20 protein-coding genes are annotated in these 20,078 nt (G+C 43.3%); 5 read left to right on the forward strand and 15 right to left on the reverse strand.

What is annotated here, in order from left to right:
• Position 1: 1 nt before the first annotated feature.
• Genes hisB through hisIE form a run of 5 tightly spaced genes read left to right on the forward strand, consistent with a single transcriptional unit; the run spans position 2 to position 3,765 of the window.
• Entirely contained in the window at positions 2–1,069 is a 1,068-nt protein-coding gene (gene hisB, locus K6958_RS13070; protein ID WP_249891499.1) for a bifunctional histidinol-phosphatase/imidazoleglycerol-phosphate dehydratase HisB, read from the forward strand.
• Positions 1,069–1,659, forward strand: coding sequence for an imidazole glycerol phosphate synthase subunit HisH (gene hisH, locus K6958_RS13075; RefSeq protein WP_249891500.1), 591 nt, complete (start codon positions 1,069–1,071; stop codon positions 1,657–1,659). Before hisB ends, hisH begins: the two co-directional genes overlap by 1 nt.
• A 2-nt stretch (positions 1,660–1,661) precedes the next feature.
• Positions 1,662–2,399 carry a 1-(5-phosphoribosyl)-5-[(5-phosphoribosylamino)methylideneamino]imidazole-4-carboxamide isomerase gene (gene hisA / locus K6958_RS13080; RefSeq protein ID WP_249891501.1) on the forward strand — a complete coding sequence of 246 codons (738 nt, stop codon included), beginning with the start codon at positions 1,662–1,664 and terminating at the stop codon, positions 2,397–2,399.
• A complete protein-coding gene (hisF, locus tag K6958_RS13085) occupies positions 2,381–3,157 on the forward strand; it encodes an imidazole glycerol phosphate synthase subunit HisF (protein ID WP_249891502.1) in 777 nt (258 codons plus the stop codon). The genes hisA and hisF overlap by 19 nt, the downstream gene beginning before the upstream one ends.
• Entirely contained in the window at positions 3,151–3,765 is a 615-nt protein-coding gene (gene hisIE / locus K6958_RS13090) for a bifunctional phosphoribosyl-AMP cyclohydrolase/phosphoribosyl-ATP diphosphatase HisIE (RefSeq protein ID WP_249891503.1), read from the forward strand. Before hisF ends, hisIE begins: the two co-directional genes overlap by 7 nt.
• A gap of 34 nt (positions 3,766–3,799) precedes the next feature.
• Here the strand turns inward: hisIE and wzzB are convergent, their stop codons facing one another.
• The 15 genes from wzzB to wecA all read right to left on the reverse strand — a co-directional run bounded on the left by wzzB (position 3,800) and on the right by wecA (position 19,907).
• Positions 3,800–4,819: an LPS O-antigen chain length determinant protein WzzB gene (gene wzzB, locus K6958_RS13095; protein ID WP_249891504.1), complete on the reverse strand. Its 1,020-nt coding sequence runs from the start codon at positions 4,817–4,819 to the stop codon at positions 3,800–3,802.
• Positions 4,820–4,958: 139 nt separating this feature from the next.
• Positions 4,959–6,365, reverse strand: coding sequence for an NADP-dependent phosphogluconate dehydrogenase (gnd, locus tag K6958_RS13100; protein ID WP_249891505.1), 1,407 nt, complete (start codon positions 6,363–6,365; stop codon positions 4,959–4,961).
• Positions 6,366–6,515: 150 nt separating this feature from the next.
• Entirely contained in the window at positions 6,516–6,998 is a 483-nt protein-coding gene (locus K6958_RS13105) for a WbuC family cupin fold metalloprotein (protein ID WP_249891506.1), read from the reverse strand.
• Between the two features lie 17 nt (positions 6,999–7,015).
• A complete protein-coding gene (wecB, locus tag K6958_RS13110) occupies positions 7,016–8,149 on the reverse strand; it encodes a non-hydrolyzing UDP-N-acetylglucosamine 2-epimerase (protein WP_249891507.1) in 1,134 nt (377 codons plus the stop codon).
• Positions 8,150–9,256, reverse strand: a complete 1,107-nt coding sequence (gene wbjC, locus K6958_RS13115) for a UDP-2-acetamido-2,6-beta-L-arabino-hexul-4-ose reductase (protein WP_249891508.1) — start codon at positions 9,254–9,256, stop codon at positions 8,150–8,152.
• A gap of 3 nt (positions 9,257–9,259) precedes the next feature.
• On the reverse strand, positions 9,260–10,294 hold the full coding sequence (locus tag K6958_RS13120; RefSeq protein WP_249891509.1) for a polysaccharide biosynthesis protein: 1,035 nt from the start codon (positions 10,292–10,294) through the stop codon (positions 9,260–9,262).
• An 8-nt stretch (positions 10,295–10,302) separates the two neighbouring features.
• Positions 10,303–11,493 carry a glycosyltransferase family 4 protein gene (locus tag K6958_RS13125; protein ID WP_249894686.1) on the reverse strand — a complete coding sequence of 397 codons (1,191 nt, stop codon included), beginning with the start codon at positions 11,491–11,493 and terminating at the stop codon, positions 10,303–10,305.
• 10 nt (positions 11,494–11,503) lie between these two features.
• Complete coding sequence (locus tag K6958_RS13130; RefSeq protein WP_249891510.1) at positions 11,504–12,604, reverse strand: glycosyltransferase; 1,101 nt, start codon at positions 12,602–12,604, stop codon at positions 11,504–11,506.
• A gap of 1 nt (position 12,605) precedes the next feature.
• Positions 12,606–13,754 (reverse strand): EpsG family protein, encoded by a 1,149-nt coding sequence (locus K6958_RS13135; protein ID WP_249891511.1) that lies wholly within the window; start codon positions 13,752–13,754, stop codon positions 12,606–12,608.
• Positions 13,755–13,759: 5 nt separating this feature from the next.
• A complete protein-coding gene (locus K6958_RS13140) occupies positions 13,760–15,157 on the reverse strand; it encodes a lipopolysaccharide biosynthesis protein (RefSeq protein ID WP_249891512.1) in 1,398 nt (465 codons plus the stop codon).
• A complete protein-coding gene (locus K6958_RS13145; RefSeq protein WP_249891513.1) occupies positions 15,147–16,202 on the reverse strand; it encodes a glycosyltransferase in 1,056 nt (351 codons plus the stop codon). The genes K6958_RS13140 and K6958_RS13145 overlap by 11 nt, the downstream gene beginning before the upstream one ends.
• Positions 16,199–17,326 carry a glycosyltransferase family 4 protein gene (locus K6958_RS13150; RefSeq protein WP_249891514.1) on the reverse strand — a complete coding sequence of 376 codons (1,128 nt, stop codon included), beginning with the start codon at positions 17,324–17,326 and terminating at the stop codon, positions 16,199–16,201. The genes K6958_RS13145 and K6958_RS13150 overlap by 4 nt, the downstream gene beginning before the upstream one ends.
• Positions 17,298–18,446: a CDP-glycerol glycerophosphotransferase family protein gene (locus tag K6958_RS13155; protein ID WP_249891515.1), complete on the reverse strand. Its 1,149-nt coding sequence runs from the start codon at positions 18,444–18,446 to the stop codon at positions 17,298–17,300. Before K6958_RS13155 ends, K6958_RS13150 begins: the two co-directional genes overlap by 29 nt.
• Positions 18,439–18,843, reverse strand: a complete 405-nt coding sequence (locus K6958_RS13160) for an FAD synthase family protein (protein WP_249891516.1) — start codon at positions 18,841–18,843, stop codon at positions 18,439–18,441. Before K6958_RS13160 ends, K6958_RS13155 begins: the two co-directional genes overlap by 8 nt.
• Before the next feature lie 8 nt (positions 18,844–18,851).
• Positions 18,852–19,907: a UDP-N-acetylglucosamine--undecaprenyl-phosphate N-acetylglucosaminephosphotransferase gene (gene wecA / locus K6958_RS13165; RefSeq protein ID WP_249894687.1), complete on the reverse strand. Its 1,056-nt coding sequence runs from the start codon at positions 19,905–19,907 to the stop codon at positions 18,852–18,854.
• Between the last annotated feature and the right edge of the window lie 171 nt (positions 19,908–20,078).

A 20,078-nucleotide genomic window follows, 5' to 3' on the forward strand; every position in this document is an offset into this window, starting at 1 on the left:
CATGAGTCAGAAAACCCTTTTTATCGATCGCGACGGCACCCTTATCAGTGAACCCCCGCAGGATTTTCAGGTGGATCGCATGGAGAAACTGGCCTTTGAGCCGGATGTGATCCCGGCGCTGCTGGCGCTGCAGAAAGCGGGCTACCAGCTGGTGATGATTACCAACCAGGACGGTCTTGGCACTGATAGTTTCCCGCAGGCCGATTTTGATGGCCCGCACAACCTGATGATGCAGGTTTTTAACTCGCAGGGCGTGCGTTTTGACGAGGTGCTGATCTGTCCGCACCTGCCGGCCGATAACTGCGGCTGCCGTAAGCCAAAAGTCAAAATGGTGGAAGCCTGGCTGGCGGAAGGCGCGCTGGATAAGGCGAATAGCTATGTGATCGGCGATCGCGCCACCGACATTGAGCTGGCGCAAAACATGGGCATTCAGGGCTTACGCTATAGCCAGGACGGCCTGGACTGGAACGCCATCAGCCAAAAGCTGACGCAGCGCGACCGTTATGCAAAGGTAAACCGCAATACCAAAGAGACGCAGATTGAAATCGAAGTGTGGCTGGATCGCGAAGGCGGCAGCAAAATCAATACCGGCGTCGGCTTCTTCGATCACATGCTGGACCAGATCGCCACGCACGGCGGCCTACGCATGAACGTCGAAGTGAAAGGCGACCTCTATATCGACGATCACCATACGGTAGAGGATACCGGTCTGGCGCTGGGCGAAGCGCTGTTGAAGGCGCTGGGTGACAAGCGCGGCATCGGACGCTTCGGCTTCGTGCTGCCGATGGATGAATGCCTGGCGCGCTGCGCGCTGGATATTTCCGGCCGCCCGCACCTCGAATTCAAGGCGGAATTTAACTATCAGCGCGTCGGCGATCTCAGCACAGAGATGGTGGAACACTTTTTCCGCTCCCTCTCCTACTCGATGGCCAGCACGCTGCACCTGAAAACCAAGGGCAAAAACGATCATCACCGGGTAGAAAGCCTGTTTAAAGCCTTTGGCCGCACGCTGCGCCAGGCGATTCGTGTGGAAGGCAACACCCTGCCGAGTTCGAAAGGAGTGCTGTAATGAACGTGGTGATTCTGGATACCGGTTGCGCCAATCTCTCGTCGGTGAAAGCAGCCATCCAACGCCTGGGCTATCAGCCGCAGGTCAGCCGCGAGGCGGATATTGTGCTGCAGGCAGACAAGCTGCTTCTGCCGGGCGTCGGCACCGCTCAGGCAGCAATGGATCAGCTGCGTGAACGCGAGCTGGTGGAGCTGATTAAAGCCTGTACCCAGCCGACCTTAGGGATCTGTCTGGGCATGCAGCTGCTTGGCAGCGGCAGCGATGAAAACGGCGGGGTGGCCACCTTAGGGATTATTGACCAGCCGGTAGAGCTCATGACCGACCACGGCCTGCCGCTGCCGCATATGGGCTGGAACCGCGTCACGCCGAAAGCGGGCGAACATCTGTTTCGCGGCATTGAAGATAACAGCTGGTTCTATTTCGTCCACAGCTATGCGATGCCGGTTAACCCGTACACCATCGCCCAGTGCGACTATGGTCAGCCTTTTACCGCTGCGGTACAGAAAGACAATTTCTACGGCGTCCAGTTCCACCCGGAGCGTTCCGGCAAAGCGGGCGCGCAGCTGCTGAAAAATTTCCTGGAGATGTAAGGATGATAATCCCGGCGTTAGATTTGATTGATGGCAAGGTGGTGCGTCTGCATCAGGGAGATTACGGTCAGCAGCGCGATTACGGGAGCGATCCGCTGCCGCGCCTGCAGGCATATCAGCACCAGGGCGCGCAGCTGCTGCATCTGGTCGATTTAACCGGCGCCAAAAATCCGGCGGCGCGTCAGCTGACATTATTAAAACAGCTGCTAGCGGGCGTTGAGGTGCCGGTACAGATTGGCGGCGGCATTCGCAGCCGTGACGATGTCGCCGCACTGCTGGAAGCGGGCGCAACACGCGTGGTGGTTGGCTCGACGGCGGTGAAACAGCCGGAAGAGGTACAGCGCTGGTTTAACGAGTTTGGCCCGCAGGCGATTGTGCTGGCGCTGGATGTGCGCATCGATGCCGATAATCGCAAAGAGGTGGCGATCAGCGGCTGGCAGGAAGCGGCAGGCGTTACGCTGGAGCAGGTTATCGAGCAGTTCCTGCCCTTTGGACTACAGCACGTGTTATGCACCGATATTTCCCGTGACGGCACGCTAAGCGGCTCGAACGTTGCGCTCTATCAGGAAGTATCCTCGCGTTTCCCGCAGGTCGCTTTTCAGTCTTCCGGCGGTATCGGCTCACTGGATGACATCGCTGCCCTGCGCAACAGCGGCGCACGGGGTGTGATTGTTGGACGCGCCCTGCTGGAAGATAAATTTACGGTTTCGGAGGCCATTTCATGCTGGCAAAACGGATAATTCCCTGTCTTGATGTGCGCGATGGCCAGGTGGTTAAAGGCGTGCAGTTTCGCAATCACGAAATCATTGGCGACATCGTGCCGCTGGCGCAGCGCTATGCTGAGGAAGGCGCGGACGAACTAGTTTTTTATGATATTACCGCTTCCAGCGATGGCCGCGTGGTGGATAAAAGCTGGGTGGCGCGCGTAGCGGAAGTGATCGATATTCCGTTCTGCGTCGCTGGCGGCATTAAAAGCGCCGAAGACGCCGCGCAGATCCTCTCTTTTGGCGCCGACAAAATTTCTATTAACTCACCGGCGCTGGCCGATCCCGAGCTGATTACGCGCCTGGCGGACCGCTTTGGCGTGCAGTGTATGGTAGTGGGCATCGATACCTGGTTTGACGAGCAGAGCGGAAAATATCACGTTAATCAGTATACCGGCGATGAAAAGCGTACCCGGGTTACACAATGGGAGACGCTGGAGTGGGTAGAGGAAGTGCAAAAGCGCGGCGCAGGCGAAATCGTACTGAACATGATGAACCAGGACGGCGTGCGTAACGGCTATGATTTAGTGCAGCTGCAGAAAGTGCGCGAGGTGTGTAAAGTGCCGCTTATCGCCTCCGGCGGCGCAGGCACCATGGCCCATTTCCTCGAAGCCTTCCGTGACGCTAACGTCGATGGCGCGCTGGCCGCCTCGGTATTTCATAAGCAGATTATCAATATCGGCGACCTGAAACGGTTCCTGATTGAACAAGGTGTGGAGATTCGCCCGTGTTAACAGAACAGCAGCTTTCCCAACTGGACTGGGAAAAAACCGGCGGCATGATGCCGGTAATTGTCCAACATCAGGTATCCGGCGAAGTATTAATGCACGGCTATATGAACCCGGAAGCGCTGGATAAAACTCTGCGCGAGCAGAAGGTTACCTTTTGGTCACGCACCAAACAGCGCCTGTGGACTAAAGGCGAGACGTCAGGTCATTTCCTCAACGTAGTCAGCATCACGCCCGACTGCGATAACGATACGCTGCTGGTGCTGGCGCAGCCCATTGGCCCCACCTGTCATCTGGGCACCTCCAGCTGCTTTTCGCCCGCAGCAACAGACTGGACCTTTCTTTATCAGCTGGAACAGCTGCTGGCGGAACGCAAACAGGCCGATCCAGACAGCTCTTACACCGCTAAGCTATACGCCAGCGGCACCAAGCGCATTGCGCAAAAAGTGGGAGAAGAAGGCGTCGAGACCGCCCTGGCCGCCACGGTTAACGATCGTCATGAGCTGACCAACGAAGCCTCTGACCTGCTCTATCACCTGATGGTGCTGTTGCAGGATCAGGATCTCGATCTGAGCGCGATTATCAATAACCTGCGCGCAAGGCATAAGGCGTAAAAACAAAAAACCCGGCTCACGGCCGGGTTTTTTATCAGGCAGACTGTTTACGCTGCCGGTACGTCGAAGCCATATTGCGCCCCAGCACTACCGCAGAGCCAACGATTCCGCCCAGCAGTACCGCCAGCACCAGCGTCAGGCCCTTTTTCGGACTATCGCGACGGATAGGTAAATCAGGTTCCATGATATAGCGGAAGGACTGCAGATTATCGACCTGGATTTTCAGATCCTGAATCAAGCGTAACGCGCGCTGGGTAGCGTAATAGTTATCATCCAGTGGCAAGGGCTTAGTCGCTTCATTCGCAATTGACGAGGAGAGCGCCCTGGAACCCAGCAGATAGAGCGTATCATCCGATAAAAACTCCGCCTGAGTCAGCTGCGAGCTAGTGATACCAGCATCTTCAGCCACTTTCAGCGCCTGTTTTAACGCTTCGATACGCCGCGTTTTTCTCTCTTTCGCTACTTCCTGCTGTGAAGTGAGCGAGTCGGTTAACTCACGAGTTTTTACCGCCAGGTTGCGTTTGATATCCGCGCCGTAATCCTGCACCACGTCATTATTTACCAGCTGTATAAAATGCGTTACCTGCGCCTGGGCCTCTTGCGCTGTCTGCGCGGTGAACTTAACGCTAAGCGGATCGGGCTGGCCTGCCGTAACTGAGGCAATTTTTAATGCCAGCGGCTGATCGAGATTTTGCAGCGCGCCGGAAAGCGCAGTGATGGAGGCGCTAAAACGGTTGAACAATTGATGCTGCAGCTCTACCACGCCCGGCTTATCCTGCGGCGACTCGGAGTAAAGCACGTTTAGCGCGGCGTTATAGTTGGCCACCTGACCCGCGCTGGGCTGGGTAACTATCGCTTCTGAGGTCCATTTTTCTTTCGCCAAAAAGAGATAAGCGATAGCCAGTAACAAAAATAAAATCACGGTGGCGATAATGGTCTTTTTACCGTTCCACAGCTGAGCCACAACATCCAGCAGGTCAAGCTCATCATCATTGTTATAAAAGGTCTGACGAAGTAAAGACTGATCCGAAGTTGTCTTATTTTCTTGGTTCATGTTTCTGGTATGCCCAACTGATAAAATGAAAAGCGGAATGATAAACGCCAGGAAGAAAACAATAGCAAAAGGAGAGGTAAAGAGTTATCTGAAATCAATAAAAAACCTCCCATTGGGAGGTTTTTTAAGCAACGGAGAATTAATCCAGCCATTCGGTGTGGAATACGCCGTCTTTATCGATACGCTTATAGGTATGCGCACCAAAGTAGTCACGCTGCGCCTGGATCAGGTTCGCCGGCAGCACCGCTGAGCGATAGCTGTCATAGTAGGCGATAGCCGCTGAGAAGGTTGGCGTTGGGATACCATTCTGCACTGCATAAGCGACCACGTCGCGCAGCGCCTGCTGGTATTCATCAGCGATATTTTTGAAGTAAGGCGCCAGCAGCAGGTTAGCGATGTCCGGCGTATCTTTATAGGCATCGGTGATTTTCTGCAGGAACTGGGCGCGGATGATGCAGCCAGCACGGAAAATTTTCGCGATTTCGCCGTAGTTCAGATCCCAGTTGTTTTCATCGGAAGCCGCTTTCAGCTGAGAGAAGCCCTGCGCATAAGAGACGATTTTGCCCAGGTAAAGCGCGCGGCGTACTTTCTCGATAAACTCAGCTTTGTCGCCGCTGAATGCTTGCGCAGTCGGGCCGCTCAGTACTTTAGAAGCGGCAACGCGCTGGGATTTCAGTGAAGAGAGGTAACGTGCGAAAACGGATTCGGTGATCAGAGACAGCGGTTCGCCCAGATCCAGCGAGCTTTGGCTGGTCCATTTACCGGTGCCTTTGTTCGCCGCTTCATCCAGGATCACATCAACCAGGTAGTTACCCTCTTCGTCTTTCTTGGTGAAGATATCTTTGGTGATGTCGATCAGGTAGCTGCTCAGCTCGCCTTCGTTCCACTCGCTGAAGGTTTTCGCCAGATCTTCGTTGCTCAGGCCCAGCGCATTTTTCAGCAGGGAGTAAGCTTCAGCAATCAGCTGCATATCGCCATATTCAATGCCGTTATGCACCATTTTCACATAGTGACCTGCACCGTCCGGACCAATATAGGTCACGCAAGGCTCGCCTTCGGCACGTGCAGCGATTTTATCCAGAATTGGCGCAACCAGTTCATAAGCTTCTTTCTGACCGCCAGGCATAATAGAAGGCCCTTTCAGCGCGCCCTCTTCGCCACCGGACACGCCGGTACCGATAAAGTTGAAGCCTTGCTCAGAAAGTTCTTTGTTACGACGAATCGTATCTTTATAGAAGGTGTTACCACCGTCGATCAGGATATCGCCCTTATCCAGGTGGGGCGTCAGTGAAGCGATAGTTTTATCGGTCGCTTCGCCCGCCTGCACCATCAGCAGGATACGGCGCGGTTTTTCCAGCGAGTCAACGAACTCTTCGATGCTGTAATAAGGCGCGAGTTTTTTGCCCGGGTTTTCGGCGATAACTTCATCAGTTTTTTCCCGAGAGCGGTTGAAGACGGATACGGTGTAGCCGCGGCTCTCAATGTTAAGTGCCAGGTTGCGGCCCATTACTGCCATACCTACAACGCCGATCTGTTGCTTGGACATTATTTACTCCTGTTTAATGATGGTATATAGCAATTAACTAGCTACTTATGTATACCATTGATATTAACGCAGCACTACATTACCAAGGTAGCGATTGATGCGATAGGAAATATATGTTTTGTTAGGTAAATCAAGCTGAACATAATTTGGTCACACCAGAAATTCTCCTGGTTGTATATTTTCAAGTCTGATTACCGTTTCGTGCGCTGCAGGCTCGTCCTCCATTACACTCCATGACGGAAAGGCTTTTGCGTGTGACTCAAAAAAAGGCCCTTCTTTTAATTCAAACACCATTGCTTTTGACGAAAGGCAAACTAAAGTATGAATAACATTTGTTGGTATTTGAACGCCAAAAGTGCCGGTATCATTCCCAAGCAATTTAATGGAATCAACCTGACCCGACTCGGAAAAACTTATAAGCTTAATAAGCCCGTCAATAACATGAAAATATTCCCAATGATGCGGAAGCACATGTTTATGAGGCGGAATATAACTGTTTTTCATTAACGCAATGACTAAACGCTGTACTGGCTCCTGATGTGATTGGTGCAAACAATGGTGAGCTCTTAACCGACCGGAATTTTGCGCACGCGTATATAGCGCTTCCTTAAATTCTTCATCGAGGATAATCACTGACGGACCTCATAATGTTAATACTGTTTCCATACTACACGATTAACATAGTCAGTATAGCTATGAATAATACGTAAAACTTTATCAGAAACGTTGGGCATACTGTAATCATTAACCGGACGCAGCAGACGGGTCTCGCCGGAAGGCTGATCTTCAAGAATAGATAAGGCCTGCATAACACGTTCAACACTCAAGCCAGTCATGATGACGGACGCCTCTTCCATACCCTCTGGACGTTCATGCGCTTCGCGGATATTCAAGGCTGAAAAGTTCAGAATAGAAGATTCTTCAGTAATAGTTCCGCTATCAGACAGAACGGCCTTAGCTTCGATTTGTAATTTTATATAATCGATAAATCCTAAAGGCTTAAGAAGCTGAACACGTTTATCAAACTGGATATTGTTTTCCTCGAATCGCTTACGCGTTCTTGGATGCGTGGAAACAATAACCGGAAGATTGTATTTCTCAGCTACAGCATTGAGGATTTCGGCAAGCTTATGAATATTCACACTGCTGTCAACATTCTCTTCCCTGTGCGCACTAACAACAAAAAAACCATTCTTTTCAACCGAAAGGCGGCTCAATACATCTGACTGATCGATTTCCTCCCGATGTTGATTAATAACTTCAAACATAGGACTGCCTGTTTTGATCACGCGGTCCGGGCTAATTCCCTCAGCTAAAAGATACTCACGGGCTATATCAGAGTAAGTCATATTAATATCTGATATATGGTCTACAATTTTTCGGTTAATCTCCTCAGGGACACGCTGATCGAAACATCTGTTCCCTGCTTCCATGTGAAAAACAGGGATTTTTTTCCTTTTAGCCGACAACGCAGCCAGACAACTATTGGTATCGCCAAGAATAAGCAGAGCCTCAGGTTTTAATTCACTAAGCAGCTCATCCACTTTTATTATTATATTACCTATAGTTGCAGCAGCATTATCGCCAGCCGCATTCAGAAAAAAATCGGGCTTCTTAACAGAAAGATCGCTGAAAAAAACCTCGTTTAATTCATAATCATAATTTTGACCGGTATGTGCAATATAGTGATCGCAATACTGGTCTAGTTTATTAAGCACAGCAGAAAGCCTGATAATTTCAGGACGAGTACCGACGACACTTAAAACTCGAAGTTTCTTTCCCATTTACATACTCCAACTGAAAGTATCAGGTTTATCTCGATCAAAAATCTCATTTGCCCATAGCATAACAATCAAGTCATTTTCACCGATGTTTTTAATGTTATGAGCCCAACCAGGAACGGTTTCGACTACCTCAATCTCCGCCGCCGTTTTTACCGTCTCATAAATCTCACCCGTAATAATATTTTCAAATTTAAAAAGCGCCTTTCCCTGCAGAACAACAAATTTTTCATTTTTACTGTGATGGTAGTGACCGCCACGTGTCACGCCAGGCTTAGCCGTAAAAAACGAAAACTGCCCATGTTCAGGCGTTTTCAGAATTTCGCTAAATACACCCCGATCATCTTTGTAGACCGGTACCGAATAGGAAAAACGCGCCGGGTCGAGATAGCTCAAATAGGTTGCATAGAGAGCTCGGTTCAATCCAACCCCCACTGACTGGGTAACAAGAGTACTTCTGGATGAGTGGAATTGTTGTAGCCTGTCCGCTAATTCCTGTAATGTTATAGTATAGGTGACGGTTATTTTTTTAAATCCTGTCTCAGAGTCGGATTCGCTCAGATGGCTGATGAACGCTGAAACCACATCGTCTATATAGACCAGTTCAAGCTGATGAGCCGAATTATCTATACGCAAAGGGATCCGATTGATGATGTTATGACAAAACGTTGCAACAACAGAATTATAATTAGGGCGGCACCACTTCCCAAATACGCCAGGCAGACGATAAATATAGCTTTTAACTAAGCCAGCTTCTTCAGCTTGTGCTAATAATTCTTCGGCTCTTCTTTTACTCTGCCCGTATGGATTATCCAGCTGAGCCTGTATTGAAGAAGAATAAACTACAGCGATGCCTTTGTTTACCTTGCCGATACAGTCGATAAGGGTTTGTGTAAAATCTATATTTGAAGTAACAAATTCATTATTTTCTAACGGGCGATTAACGCCCGCCAAGTGATAAATAAAATCAACATCCTTTACTTTATCTTCAAGCAATTCAATAGCGTCACTATGAAGATGTGTAATAACCTGAAGATTATGTTGTTGCAATGCCGCAAGGAGGTTTTTACCAATAAAACCTCCTGCACCGGTAACAAGTATTTTTTTCATAAATTAATGCTCCGGCTGTACTAAATTACCTTTTACTATTTCCTGCATGAATTTAAGTTTGAGCAATAATTTTTTAGTGCCTTCAAGATCTAAGCGTGTAGTATTATGTGAATTATAATCTACAATTTCAGCAATTTTCTTCTCACCTTCGGCAAAGTATTTATCATAATTCAAATCGCGATTGTCAGCGGGAATCCTATAATAATCACCCTGATCTTCCGCATGTAACATCTCTTCACGAGTGAGAAGCGTTTCATACAATTTTTCACCGTGACGAGTGCCGATCACTTTAATAGCATAGCCGGGCTTATTCATTATTTCAGTAATAGCCTGAGCTAATACACCTACTGTTGAAGCAGGTGCTTTTTGAACAAAAATATCGCCGTTATTACCATGAACAAAAGCGTGAAGAACCAAATCTACCGCGTCTTCAAGACTCATCATAAAGCGGGTCATTTCAGGATCGGTAATAGTAATAGGTTCGTTACTCATGACCTGATTAACAAACAATGGTATGACTGAACCACGTGACGCCATCACGTTACCATAACGTGTACCACAAACAACGGTACCGCTACCATTGATATTTCTGGCCTTGGCGACCATAATTTTTTCCATCATCGCTTTGGAAATTCCCATAGCATTGATGGGGTAGACCGCTTTATCGGTACTTAAACAAACCACACGCTTAACTTCATAGTTAATCGCAGCTTCAATTACGTTTTCAGTGCCCAGAACGTTCGTCTTAACCGCTTCAAGAGGATAAAATTCGCACGACGGCACTTGTTTTAATGCAGCGGCATGAAAAACAAAATCAACTCCGCGCATGGCATTGGCAATGCTTTGGTAATCACGTACGTCACCTAAATAAAATTTCAGCTTAGGATTTTTGTAACGCTTACGCATATCATCCTGTTTTTTTTCATCACGGCTAAAAATACGAATTTCTGCAATATTCGTCTCTAGGAAACGATCTAAAACAGCATTACCAAAAGAGCCGGTGCCGCCAGTAATAAGTAGAGTTTTTGATTCAAACATAGGAAACCTTAACTAATAAGAATAGACAAAATTTCTTTAGCCGCTGCTGTTACAGTAAACTTCTCATGCAGCAAGCACAGGGCGTTATTCCCAGCCTTTTCTCTCAAGGCTGAGTCGTTCAGTAGTCTCAATGCATTTTCGTAAAAAAGTTCATCTTCGCCATTCACAGAAATAAAACCGGCTTCGGCCTTTTCTACAACAGATTTTAAATCATTGCCGGGATTGACGCTACCTAAGATAGGTATGCCATTGACCATATAACCGAGTATCTTTCCGGGAAAATTATGGCTTAAGTGACAACGGCTAAGGGAAAATAAGCCAACATCGATTTCCTTTAGTATTGACCTGAATTCTTCCTGGCTGACAGGTGGAAGCAATAACACATTATTGATGCTGTTTTTATTTATTTTTCTCTGAATCAGCTCAACTTCATCCCCCTGCCCTAAGAATACAAAATGAGCTTCGGTTCGGTTCTGCATTTTTTCAGCAAGGCGAACAAGGTTGTCCATATCCTGGGCTTTACCTATATTTCCACCATAAAAAAAGATTGTTTTTTCCTGGAGGTTATATTTCTCACGAAATCCATAATTTTCCGCAGTGATTTCTGGATCTGCCCAGTTGTATAGTAAACGGGTTATATACGTTTCCCCAAAACACGATTTAAAATATTTAATATTAGCCTCTGATTGTATTCCGATAACGTCAGCGGCTTGGTAGTTTATCTTTTCAAAAAATCGGAAATATTTAGTTGCTAAAGAATTTTCTTTAATCATTCCATTATCAATAACCCACTGCGGGAAGAAATCACGCAATATCAAATATACAGGGCAATGATTTTTTTCTTTGAGGTAACGTGCAAAATATCCCCAAAATATAGATGGCGAATAATTAACAATTAAATCAAATTTTTTCTCATTAAGGATATTTGATAAATAATTTTTCGCCTTAAAGGGCAAGAGGGTTTCATTTATAGCTCTTTTTACAAACGAGCAATTTTTGACAGGCCCAGATTTGAAGCGTATAACTTCGACACCGTCAATAAAATCCGCTTTAATCTTTTGGTCTTGCAATACACCTGGCGTAATTACCGTCACGTCATGTCCAGCCTTGGAAAACTCGCATGCAAGCTCATGCATCATTTTGGCGGCAACTTTTGTGCTAAACGGCACATAATCGTCAATTAACAGGGCAAGTTTTATTTTTGAAGAGTTATTCAGCATATATTGCACTCAAATATAATTTAGCTCTTTCTGTAGCATTAGGTAATTTATCAACGGCCTTCCTGGCCTCAATGCAGTAACGTTCGATTTTATCGGGGCTAGCGAAAGCGTTTTTGATTACGAAAGCAATATCGTCGCTGTTTAATGGGTCAAAATAAAAGGCGTTTTCGCCACAAACCGTTTTTGCAAAATCTCGATCAGAGGTAAAAACAGGCTTATTCATATAAGCGGCTTCAACATAGGATGCGCTAAAGCATTCTAGAAGCGTAGGGAGGAGCATGCCATCACAGTACTGATATAATGGAGGACACTGTGCGTTCGTAACGTTACCCGTTAATATTATTCTTTTCTGGTGCTCTTCTGGAACACTGGCCAAAAATGCAGCATCCAGCGTGAGCACAAACTTATAGTTATCTGGCAAGGCTTCTAATAAAGGGTAGAGGACCTGCAAATTTTTATGAGGGTAATTGTAAGCTACAGTTAACAGCCAGATCTCATCCGTTTTTTTTGGAGGTAATTTACTGACGGCGCTGTTATCATATAAAGACGGTTGAGAAAAATTAGCTGATATAGTGTTAGATACTAAATATACTTTTTCAGGCCGAAAACCAAGCAGTTTAGCCGCTTTATATTTAACATCCGCTGTTTCAACGACTATTTTTGTGGCATTTTTTTTATAATAATAAGGCTGAAGATAGTGCAACAATATTTTCTTTAATTTTTCTTTTGCTGGCAGTTTTCTGTAAACGGCCTGAGTATCATAAATCAGCCACGGCAAGGCGAAGCCGACAAGGTGATTCTTCACACCCGGATTCCAGTAACTCGGTCCGAAGACAGTAAACACATCCTGAATATCATATTTCTTTATAATTCCATCTAGCTTTCTCCTGGTGGTGAAATTTAATAAACCAGACGGCGTTTTATCAATAATAATGCTTTTTTTTCTGCCTTTTTCACCGAGTTGGTTATAAACAGGTGGAGATACCGCTGCTATAAATTCCAGATCCAATTTAACAAACTCTTCGATTATGGATATTCCTACCTGTAAACCACCGCCTACATAGAGATTACTTGCATTAACTAATAGCATTTCATTTTCTCAATTGCCAATGTAATTTTACAGCGTTTTCTCTTTCCAAATTGTAAGGACTGCCGTGCAAAATTTCGACAATGATATTCGAATAGGGTACGAACTGTGCCATAAAATATTCATTATTAGTAAATCGTTGGAAACTTATAAAAACGTAAAGGGAAAATAAGCAAGATAATAAAGCGCGATTTTGCCTCTTATTATAAGAAGCAATAATGTATGACACCACTATTAACATCGCGGGAATAAAATACTCGTCAAGTCTTGAGGATATCGTACCAAACTGACCTAAAAACACGTCGACATTTAACATCAGTAAAAACGCAGCTTCAAAAACCAATAAATAAGATACGCTAATGCCGCGCTTAATAAATAATCTTACAATAGATTTTTTCCTATTTAAAAAATAGCAGTACATTACTATTTTAAATATCAAATTGAAGGTTAAAATGCTGCCGACACTATCACCTGAAGAGTACCAGATTAATTTATTAAGATAGGGGTTACTATAAATAAGTGATACAGCTTTAAAGATCTGACCGAGAGGATAGATTCCAACAATACCAAGCAACAACCCTGCAACTAAGCTTATTCTTCCTACTTTAAGCATTTTCTTTTTTGTAATTAGTGGAAATAATAATAGCAATAATGCGGAAACATGAAACAATGAGCCTATCAAACAAAAGATATAATATAGCCGTTGTTTTTCACGCAGATAAAAATTTAGTGCAAGATAAAAAAGCGAAACGGCGACAATTTGACGTAATGCCTCTACATTAAAACCAAACGAAATTATCGAATAAACCGATATGACAAAAGCCGGATAAGGTGAGCATTTTCTTATGGTATAACTCAACGTTATTAACGTAAAGACAGTTATAAGCAATGAAAATAGCCAAAAGTTTAAATTGATTAATTTAAAAAAAAATGAAGTTATCTGGTAACCAGGTTCGATAGTTAATGTAATTGCGCCGCCATTATAAAAGTCGCGATAGAATAGCCAGTCAACGCCCAACTCATACCGCAAGCCAATAAACAGGAAAATTATAATCGATACAATAACTATCAGTATATTTTTTTTGCGATCGGCTAAAACATCGAGATTAGCAAAAAAAAGCAACATCCCTGCATAAATATAATAAATTCCCATAAATATTACTCGCTCAATTTTTTATGCAGCCCTGACTTTATTATGCTGGCAGCAACAAATAGTGTTATCACACTTTTGATCGCAAGGCTCAATGCAAAAGACATATGGCTATTTATATATGCAGCCAAATAATATACAACAATTAGGCCTGCGGTAAAGGCTATTAAATAAGCACCAGAGATAACATTATTTTTTATTATCCATGTTGACGTTATATAATGCATTAACGCCAACATAAAATAGGAGGCGATTGTAGCCCAAGCGGATCCCACGATGCCAAACCTTGGTATCAAACAATAGTTTAGAAATATATTAAAAATTACAGCAATAAGAGTTGCACCAGAAATTATCATTGCGTGTTTTTTATAAAATAGAAAATTCACATATATTAGATAAATATGAATTAGTGCATTGCCAACAAAAATAAGTGGTAATATGCCCACGCTGGCGTAATATTTTTTATCAGCAAGAACAAAAATAGCCTCTTGAGAGAATAAAATTGAGACTACGCTTATACAGAAAACAACTAACGTACTGGCATAAATATTATTTTTTATTTTATCAATTTTTTGCTCTTCAATTAGCCTGTAAAGACGAGGTTGCCATGATGAGTTCCAGGCCATAATTACAACAAGAATTCCTGTGCCAATATTGTAGGCAAAGGAGTATAAACCAGCCTCATAGCTTCCTAACTCACGGTTTATTATCAGCCTGTCAGCCTGTGATAATAATGAATTAGACAATACATGTATTATCAGCGGCACCGAAAATAGAACAGCCTCTTTCAGGAGTTTAAAATCAAAGTTTCCCCTGGCAATTTTCTTAAATTTATGAGTTACATAAATGATTAGAATTAAGCTAACAATAACTTGAGAATAAATTTTAGACAAATACTGATGCTGTGTTAACGTAATGGCAAAGATAAATATTAATACTATTTCACTTACTTTAGAAATAACATTGATTTTTACATAGCTTCCACTATCTCTTGCAGCCTGTAGATAGCAGGTATATATATATATATATGATAGTAAGATACATATACCCATAACCCAAAAAAAATCACTTTCTTCAATACCCAGCAGAGCCGAAAGGGGTTTCATGAAAAAAGGACTAAGGGTTAACAGCATAAGTTGAAAGGGAAAGAGAAAATAAAGAACACTCTTTAAATAACTGCCAAAATTTTCTTGCGTAAGCATATATCTATTAATAACAGCATTTTGCAAATTTAAGCTAATAAACACATAAAGTATCATTATTGCTGTGTTAATAATAGATAGCTTACCATATTGCTCCGGATCTAGTACTCTTGATAACAGTGGCAGGGATATAAAAAGAAATCCTTTAACAAACATATCTCCTAATGCATAGTTTGCAAAGTCTTTAACGGTTTTAAATTTCATTTTTTGCTACTGAACTAATATATGAATTAATTTGTTTTTTATACATGCCTTCTAAATCATAAAGTTGCGCAGCATTATAAAAAATATTATATTCAAGTTTCATTTTATTCAACGCTTTTTTTAGTGAATCTTTGCTTGTTGCCTTAAATACTATTCCGTTTTCTTTGACTAAATCTTCTTTACATCCTACGCGATCACTAATAATAACCGGTAATCCCAGCGACAGAGCTTCTTCAACTACCAGCCCCCAAGGTTCTGCAAGCGAAGGTAAAATAAAAGCGTCACACTGACGGTAAATATTTTCTAATTCGCGATTATTAATATAACCTAAAAATGTAATGTTGTTTTTCGCCTTTTTTTGCAAATCATCGGTGTCCGGGCCGCTTCCGGCAATAATAAGTTGTTCTCCTGTTTCATTAAATACGTCAATAAGCAATGAAAGGTTTTTCTCAGGGGCTAATCTCCCTACATAAAGATATTTTAAGTCGTCATGACTAACCGCTTGATGAGCATGACTATGTGCTTCACGCGGAGGATTAGCTACACCAACACCGTGGGTGATGTAAATTTTTCCAGAAAAGCCGAGGTGTGCCAGAATTTCTTTCTGTAATATGCCTGAAGGATAAGCAGCCCCCATTCGGGTGAGGAACAATTTTTTTAATCGGCCTGCTATGCCGGTCATACGCGTTTCAAGTATACTACTTTCAATTACAACAGCATTTTTTCTTCTGGGCGAAAGTAAAGAAAGGAAGAAAAGCTCTTTTATCTCCCAACCAGGAAAAACCAAACGTTGATAATTACATTTTTTTAACTTACGATAAACTGATTGCAACACCTTTAATTTATCACGTGTTTCAAAATCTTCATCCTGAATATATTCATGATCAAATTTGCAATCATAATTATAAAAATCCGCTTCACGCATTGAGGATTTTTTAGAAATAAAAATAACTTTAATATTTATTTGACAAGTAAGTGAATTAAATAAGTTGACTTTATAAAAAGCAGGAATATTAGTAATGAATATCAGGTCGTAATTTTTCATTTACTTACCTGCTCAATAACTTCCTGCCATTTTAGCAAGATTTGTTTCTCACTATACATCGCGATGCTTTCAGGAGCCTTTTGGCTTAGTTCTTTTTGCATAGCTTTATTTTCCATTAACTTTTTTATTTCTTTTGCTAAACTATTTACATCTTCTGCTTTTACTAAAATACCGTTATTTCTTTGCAGTATTGTTTTTGGCCCAGCCGGGCAATCAAAGCTGATGCATGCCATGCCAAATGCTAGCGCCTCAACTAACACCATCCCCCATCCCTCATACCGGGAAGAAAGAACGAAAATTTTCGCTTGATTATATTCTTTAGCTATATGCTTGTTAAACGGGAGTATTTTAACATTATTAAGGCGATTATCGGCAATATAACTCTGTAACGTTTCTTTATCAGGCCCGTCCCCGATAATTCTGAGCATCCAGTCTGCGGTGTCAATGCGGCTCCATGCTTGGAGCAACAGATCGAAGCCTTTTTGGTGCGTAAGACGGCCAACGGCAAGAACGCAATTTGCTCTCTGTTGAAACGGAACAATCTGCCTGGGGATTTCGACAATATTAGGAATGACGAAATGCTTCTGTTCTGGCATCCAGTTATATTTATCTTTATCTTCGGGCGTTAAGGTCACTACCGCACTTATTTTCTTATACAGCCACTCTCTGATTTTTTTTAGCACCGGATTAATAACATCATATTCAAAATGCTCAATGGTAATAATTTTTTTATAACCAGCCATTTTAGCTAATAATGTCATTTTTACGTCACAGCATATTGCTATCGCATTCTCATCAGCTAAGTCGGATTTTTTAAGGGCTTTTCTTTTTTTAAAGACGTAATTGATATCAAAAAGCACGCCAGCCAAAAAAGATTTTGAGCGGTTATACATGCTTTCTTCATATCCGTTATGTAAAATGGTAACAGCTATGCTGTCTACAGGCCTGAAGGATATATCGCTTAAAGAAGCATAAAGGCTTACTAACCTCACCTTATAAAGCGCCGACAAGGCATTAGCCAGAGTAATTGATACTCTTTCAATTCCTCCACGTGAAGTCACATCACCTAATAAAATGTGGACGTCTGGCTCGTTACTAGAAGAATTGTTTAAATACTCTTTCACTATTTCGGTCGTCCTTAAACAGATTTATTATTGCGTTGACGCAACTCCTGTGTCCGGCATAACGATCGTTACCTGCCAGCAGTGTTTCTATTTCGTTTAGCAGTTCCCTTTGCGTGGAACAATGGTAGCCCGGCATCCAGTAATCGACAGGCTCAAGAGCAAATCCCCCACGCGATTTACTGTACGCATCTAAATCTGGCGTTAAAAAGCATATAGGCTTATCCAGCAACATATAGTCGAAGTAAACCGAAGAATAGTCTGTTATCAGCATATCCATATGCGCTAAAAGGTGATTGATATCCAAGTCATTACTGCGCAATTCTTCTGACTTGATAATACGGATATTTTCGCTTAGCTGTAAATCCAGATAAGTATTTTCTTCATAAGGATGAAGCTTGATAAAAAGCTGACAATTATTTTGTTGTAAGAATCTATCTAATGCATATAAATCAAAGTCCTGAACGCGAAGAAAATTATTATTTTTAATCGAATCCCCATCAGAATACATATTTGCCTCTTGGTTTTCTCTGAATGTCGGAACATAAAAAACCCTTGTTTTTCCAGACAATAGAAATTCAAACCTTTCTTTGGCTAATGTTTTATCATATAAAAAATCATTTCGTGGTTGACCGGTTATGTATACATTGTTGGCCTTTTCCCGAAAACAAGCAGCTATTATTGCACGCATAACTTCTGAAGTAGCAATTCTGTAAGATGAATAATCTTCCATTCCCTGATGGTCAAATTCACCTAAATAACAGATTTTCTTAAGCGGCATGCCATGCCACAGGCTGATATAGGTTTGATTGCCACTTTTAGTACCAATCATTTCATTATGCGTTGTGACTATATATTTTGCAGTTGCGTACTGCCAAATCGCGCTTAATGTTCCTGCTTTGAAAAGCCTTATTCCAGATGTGGCCGTATAGTTTTGAGCTTCAACAAACCAAACAATTTTGTAATTTTTGTGGTTTTTTTGGATGTAGTCGCTTAGTGCTTTGGCGTTACCAGAAAAATCAGGCCTGCTTTTAAATATGATTTTTTCTTTGTCTTTTGGGATTAAATAAATCAAACACGACAGGATTTTTTTGCTCATCCTTATAAGTGATTTTTTAAACATTTTTCTTCCCGGTTCTGACTACTTCAATAATCTCTGTCGTCGAAATAGATGGCGTTCTCGGTAAGTATATCACCTCGCAGGCATCTTTTACCCAGTCAAACTTACCGGCCCAGTCATCACCCATCACCAATAAGTTAGCCTTGTGATGCTGAATATATTCCAGCTTAAGCTCTAACGATTCTTCCAGAAAAACCTCATCAACAAACTTCAGGCTTTGAATAATTTTAACTCTATCTTCCTGAGAATAAACGGGATATCTCTTTTTTTTATTAAAATTTAATTGATCAGAAGATACGCCTACCACAAGATAATCACCATATTCGGCTGCACGTTCCAGTATATTAATATGTCCCACATGAAAAACATCGAAGGTACCAAATGTAATCACTTTTTTCATTGATTCTCTCATCTGAATTTTTCGGTTATATTTTTTTCTTTTAACAAGTATTTACTTAATACACATACATTAGTCACACGGCACATAAAAATGAAGATAAAATAATATAATGTTATTTGAACTAAAAAAATAATTTTATAATAGTTCATCGTAATACCGACAAACGCTATCAGTAGCGTAGTCAAAACAATAATAAACAAACTCCCCCGAGGGCTTATGCCTGCATCAATTAGCACATGATGCAGATGCTCTCTGTCCGGCTTAAAGGGGCTGTCCCCTCTTCTGATGCGGCCCATCATCACGCGCAGCATATCCATCAGGGGAACGGCGATCAGCCATAGCGCAGTAACCGGACGCATTACCGCATCCTCGCCCTGAGTGGCGATAATCAGCAACCAGATAACGGTAAAGCCAATCAGCGTGCTGCCGGCATCGCCCATAAAGACTTTAAACTTGCGCCCCCACGGGATCCCGAGATTCAACAAGATATAAGGTAGACAGGCGACCATCAGGCACAAACACCACAGCGCCATATCATCCCGTTCGCCCATCCAAAACACCACGGCCAGCGCGCCGAAAGTTACCGAAGAAAGTGCGCCCAGCAGGCCGTCGATGCCGTCAACCATATTGAAGGCATTAATCGCACCAACCACCGCCAGCAGCGTAACCGCATAGCCGATAAAGCCTAATACCAGTTCGTAGCCGAACAGGATATTTCCTAAAGAATACAGGTAGAGGCCGTTGTACATCATGATGCTGGCCACCAGCGCCTGTAATGCCATCCGCGGCATAACGGGAAGGTCCAGCTTGTCGTCGAGTACGCCAACAACAATAAGCAGAGTGGCGCAAACCATATAGATGGTGAAGTCAGGCAGCCAGTTGGGCTGCATAACGTAAATAATCCACAGGGAAAGATATACCGATACCCCGCCGACCAGCGGAATATGGCCATTATGATGTTTCCGCGCGTTAGGTTTATCTACCAGCCCGACCTTTTTCGCAATCTTGCGAGAGATAAAAAGCAGCGCCAGCGCTCCCAGAAAAACGAGCACGATTTCTTGCATGTTTGCACCAGTATTGAGATTGACCACAGTTACCTGAAAATGACCACGCTACCGCCCCTGGCTTACAGCAACCAGATGCTTCAGCGGTTCAGGACTCAAACAAGCATAGCCTGCGTGAGCAACCCAGTAATTTTTTCTCGCAACGCCAACAGAATGAGCCGTTACCCTGCA

It is taken from the genome of Mixta hanseatica (genome assembly GCF_023517775.1).
Classification (GTDB): domain Bacteria; phylum Pseudomonadota; class Gammaproteobacteria; order Enterobacterales; family Enterobacteriaceae; genus Mixta; species Mixta hanseatica.

Excerpts from the sequence above, each read along its gene's own strand:
- K6958_RS13120 (WP_249891509.1), bottom strand. The coding sequence starts at position 10,294 with ATGTTTGAATCAAAAACTCTACTTATTACTGGCGGCACCGGCTCTTTT.
- K6958_RS13135 (WP_249891511.1), bottom strand. The coding sequence starts at position 13,754 with ATGGGAATTTATTATATTTATGCAGGGATGTTGCTTTTTTTTGCTAAT.
- hisA (WP_249891501.1), top strand. The coding sequence starts at position 1,662 with ATGATAATCCCGGCGTTAGATTTGATTGATGGCAAGGTGGTGCGTCTG.
- hisF (WP_249891502.1), top strand. The coding sequence starts at position 2,381 with ATGCTGGCAAAACGGATAATTCCCTGTCTTGATGTGCGCGATGGCCAG.
- hisB (WP_249891499.1), top strand. The coding sequence starts at position 2 with ATGAGTCAGAAAACCCTTTTTATCGATCGCGACGGCACCCTTATCAGT.
- wecA (WP_249894687.1), bottom strand. The coding sequence starts at position 19,907 with ATGCAAGAAATCGTGCTCGTTTTTCTGGGAGCGCTGGCGCTGCTTTTT.
- K6958_RS13155 (WP_249891515.1), bottom strand. The coding sequence starts at position 18,446 with ATGTTTAAAAAATCACTTATAAGGATGAGCAAAAAAATCCTGTCGTGT.
- K6958_RS13160 (WP_249891516.1), bottom strand. The coding sequence starts at position 18,843 with ATGAAAAAAGTGATTACATTTGGTACCTTCGATGTTTTTCATGTGGGA.
- gnd (WP_249891505.1), bottom strand. The coding sequence starts at position 6,365 with ATGTCCAAGCAACAGATCGGCGTTGTAGGTATGGCAGTAATGGGCCGC.
- K6958_RS13145 (WP_249891513.1), bottom strand. The coding sequence starts at position 16,202 with ATGAAAAATTACGACCTGATATTCATTACTAATATTCCTGCTTTTTAT.
- wecB (WP_249891507.1), bottom strand. The coding sequence starts at position 8,149 with ATGGGAAAGAAACTTCGAGTTTTAAGTGTCGTCGGTACTCGTCCTGAA.
- K6958_RS13130 (WP_249891510.1), bottom strand. The coding sequence starts at position 12,604 with ATGCTATTAGTTAATGCAAGTAATCTCTATGTAGGCGGTGGTTTACAG.
- wzzB (WP_249891504.1), bottom strand. The coding sequence starts at position 4,819 with ATGAACCAAGAAAATAAGACAACTTCGGATCAGTCTTTACTTCGTCAG.
- wbjC (WP_249891508.1), bottom strand. The coding sequence starts at position 9,256 with ATGAAAAAAATACTTGTTACCGGTGCAGGAGGTTTTATTGGTAAAAAC.
- K6958_RS13140 (WP_249891512.1), bottom strand. The coding sequence starts at position 15,157 with ATGAAATTTAAAACCGTTAAAGACTTTGCAAACTATGCATTAGGAGAT.
- hisH (WP_249891500.1), top strand. The coding sequence starts at position 1,069 with ATGAACGTGGTGATTCTGGATACCGGTTGCGCCAATCTCTCGTCGGTG.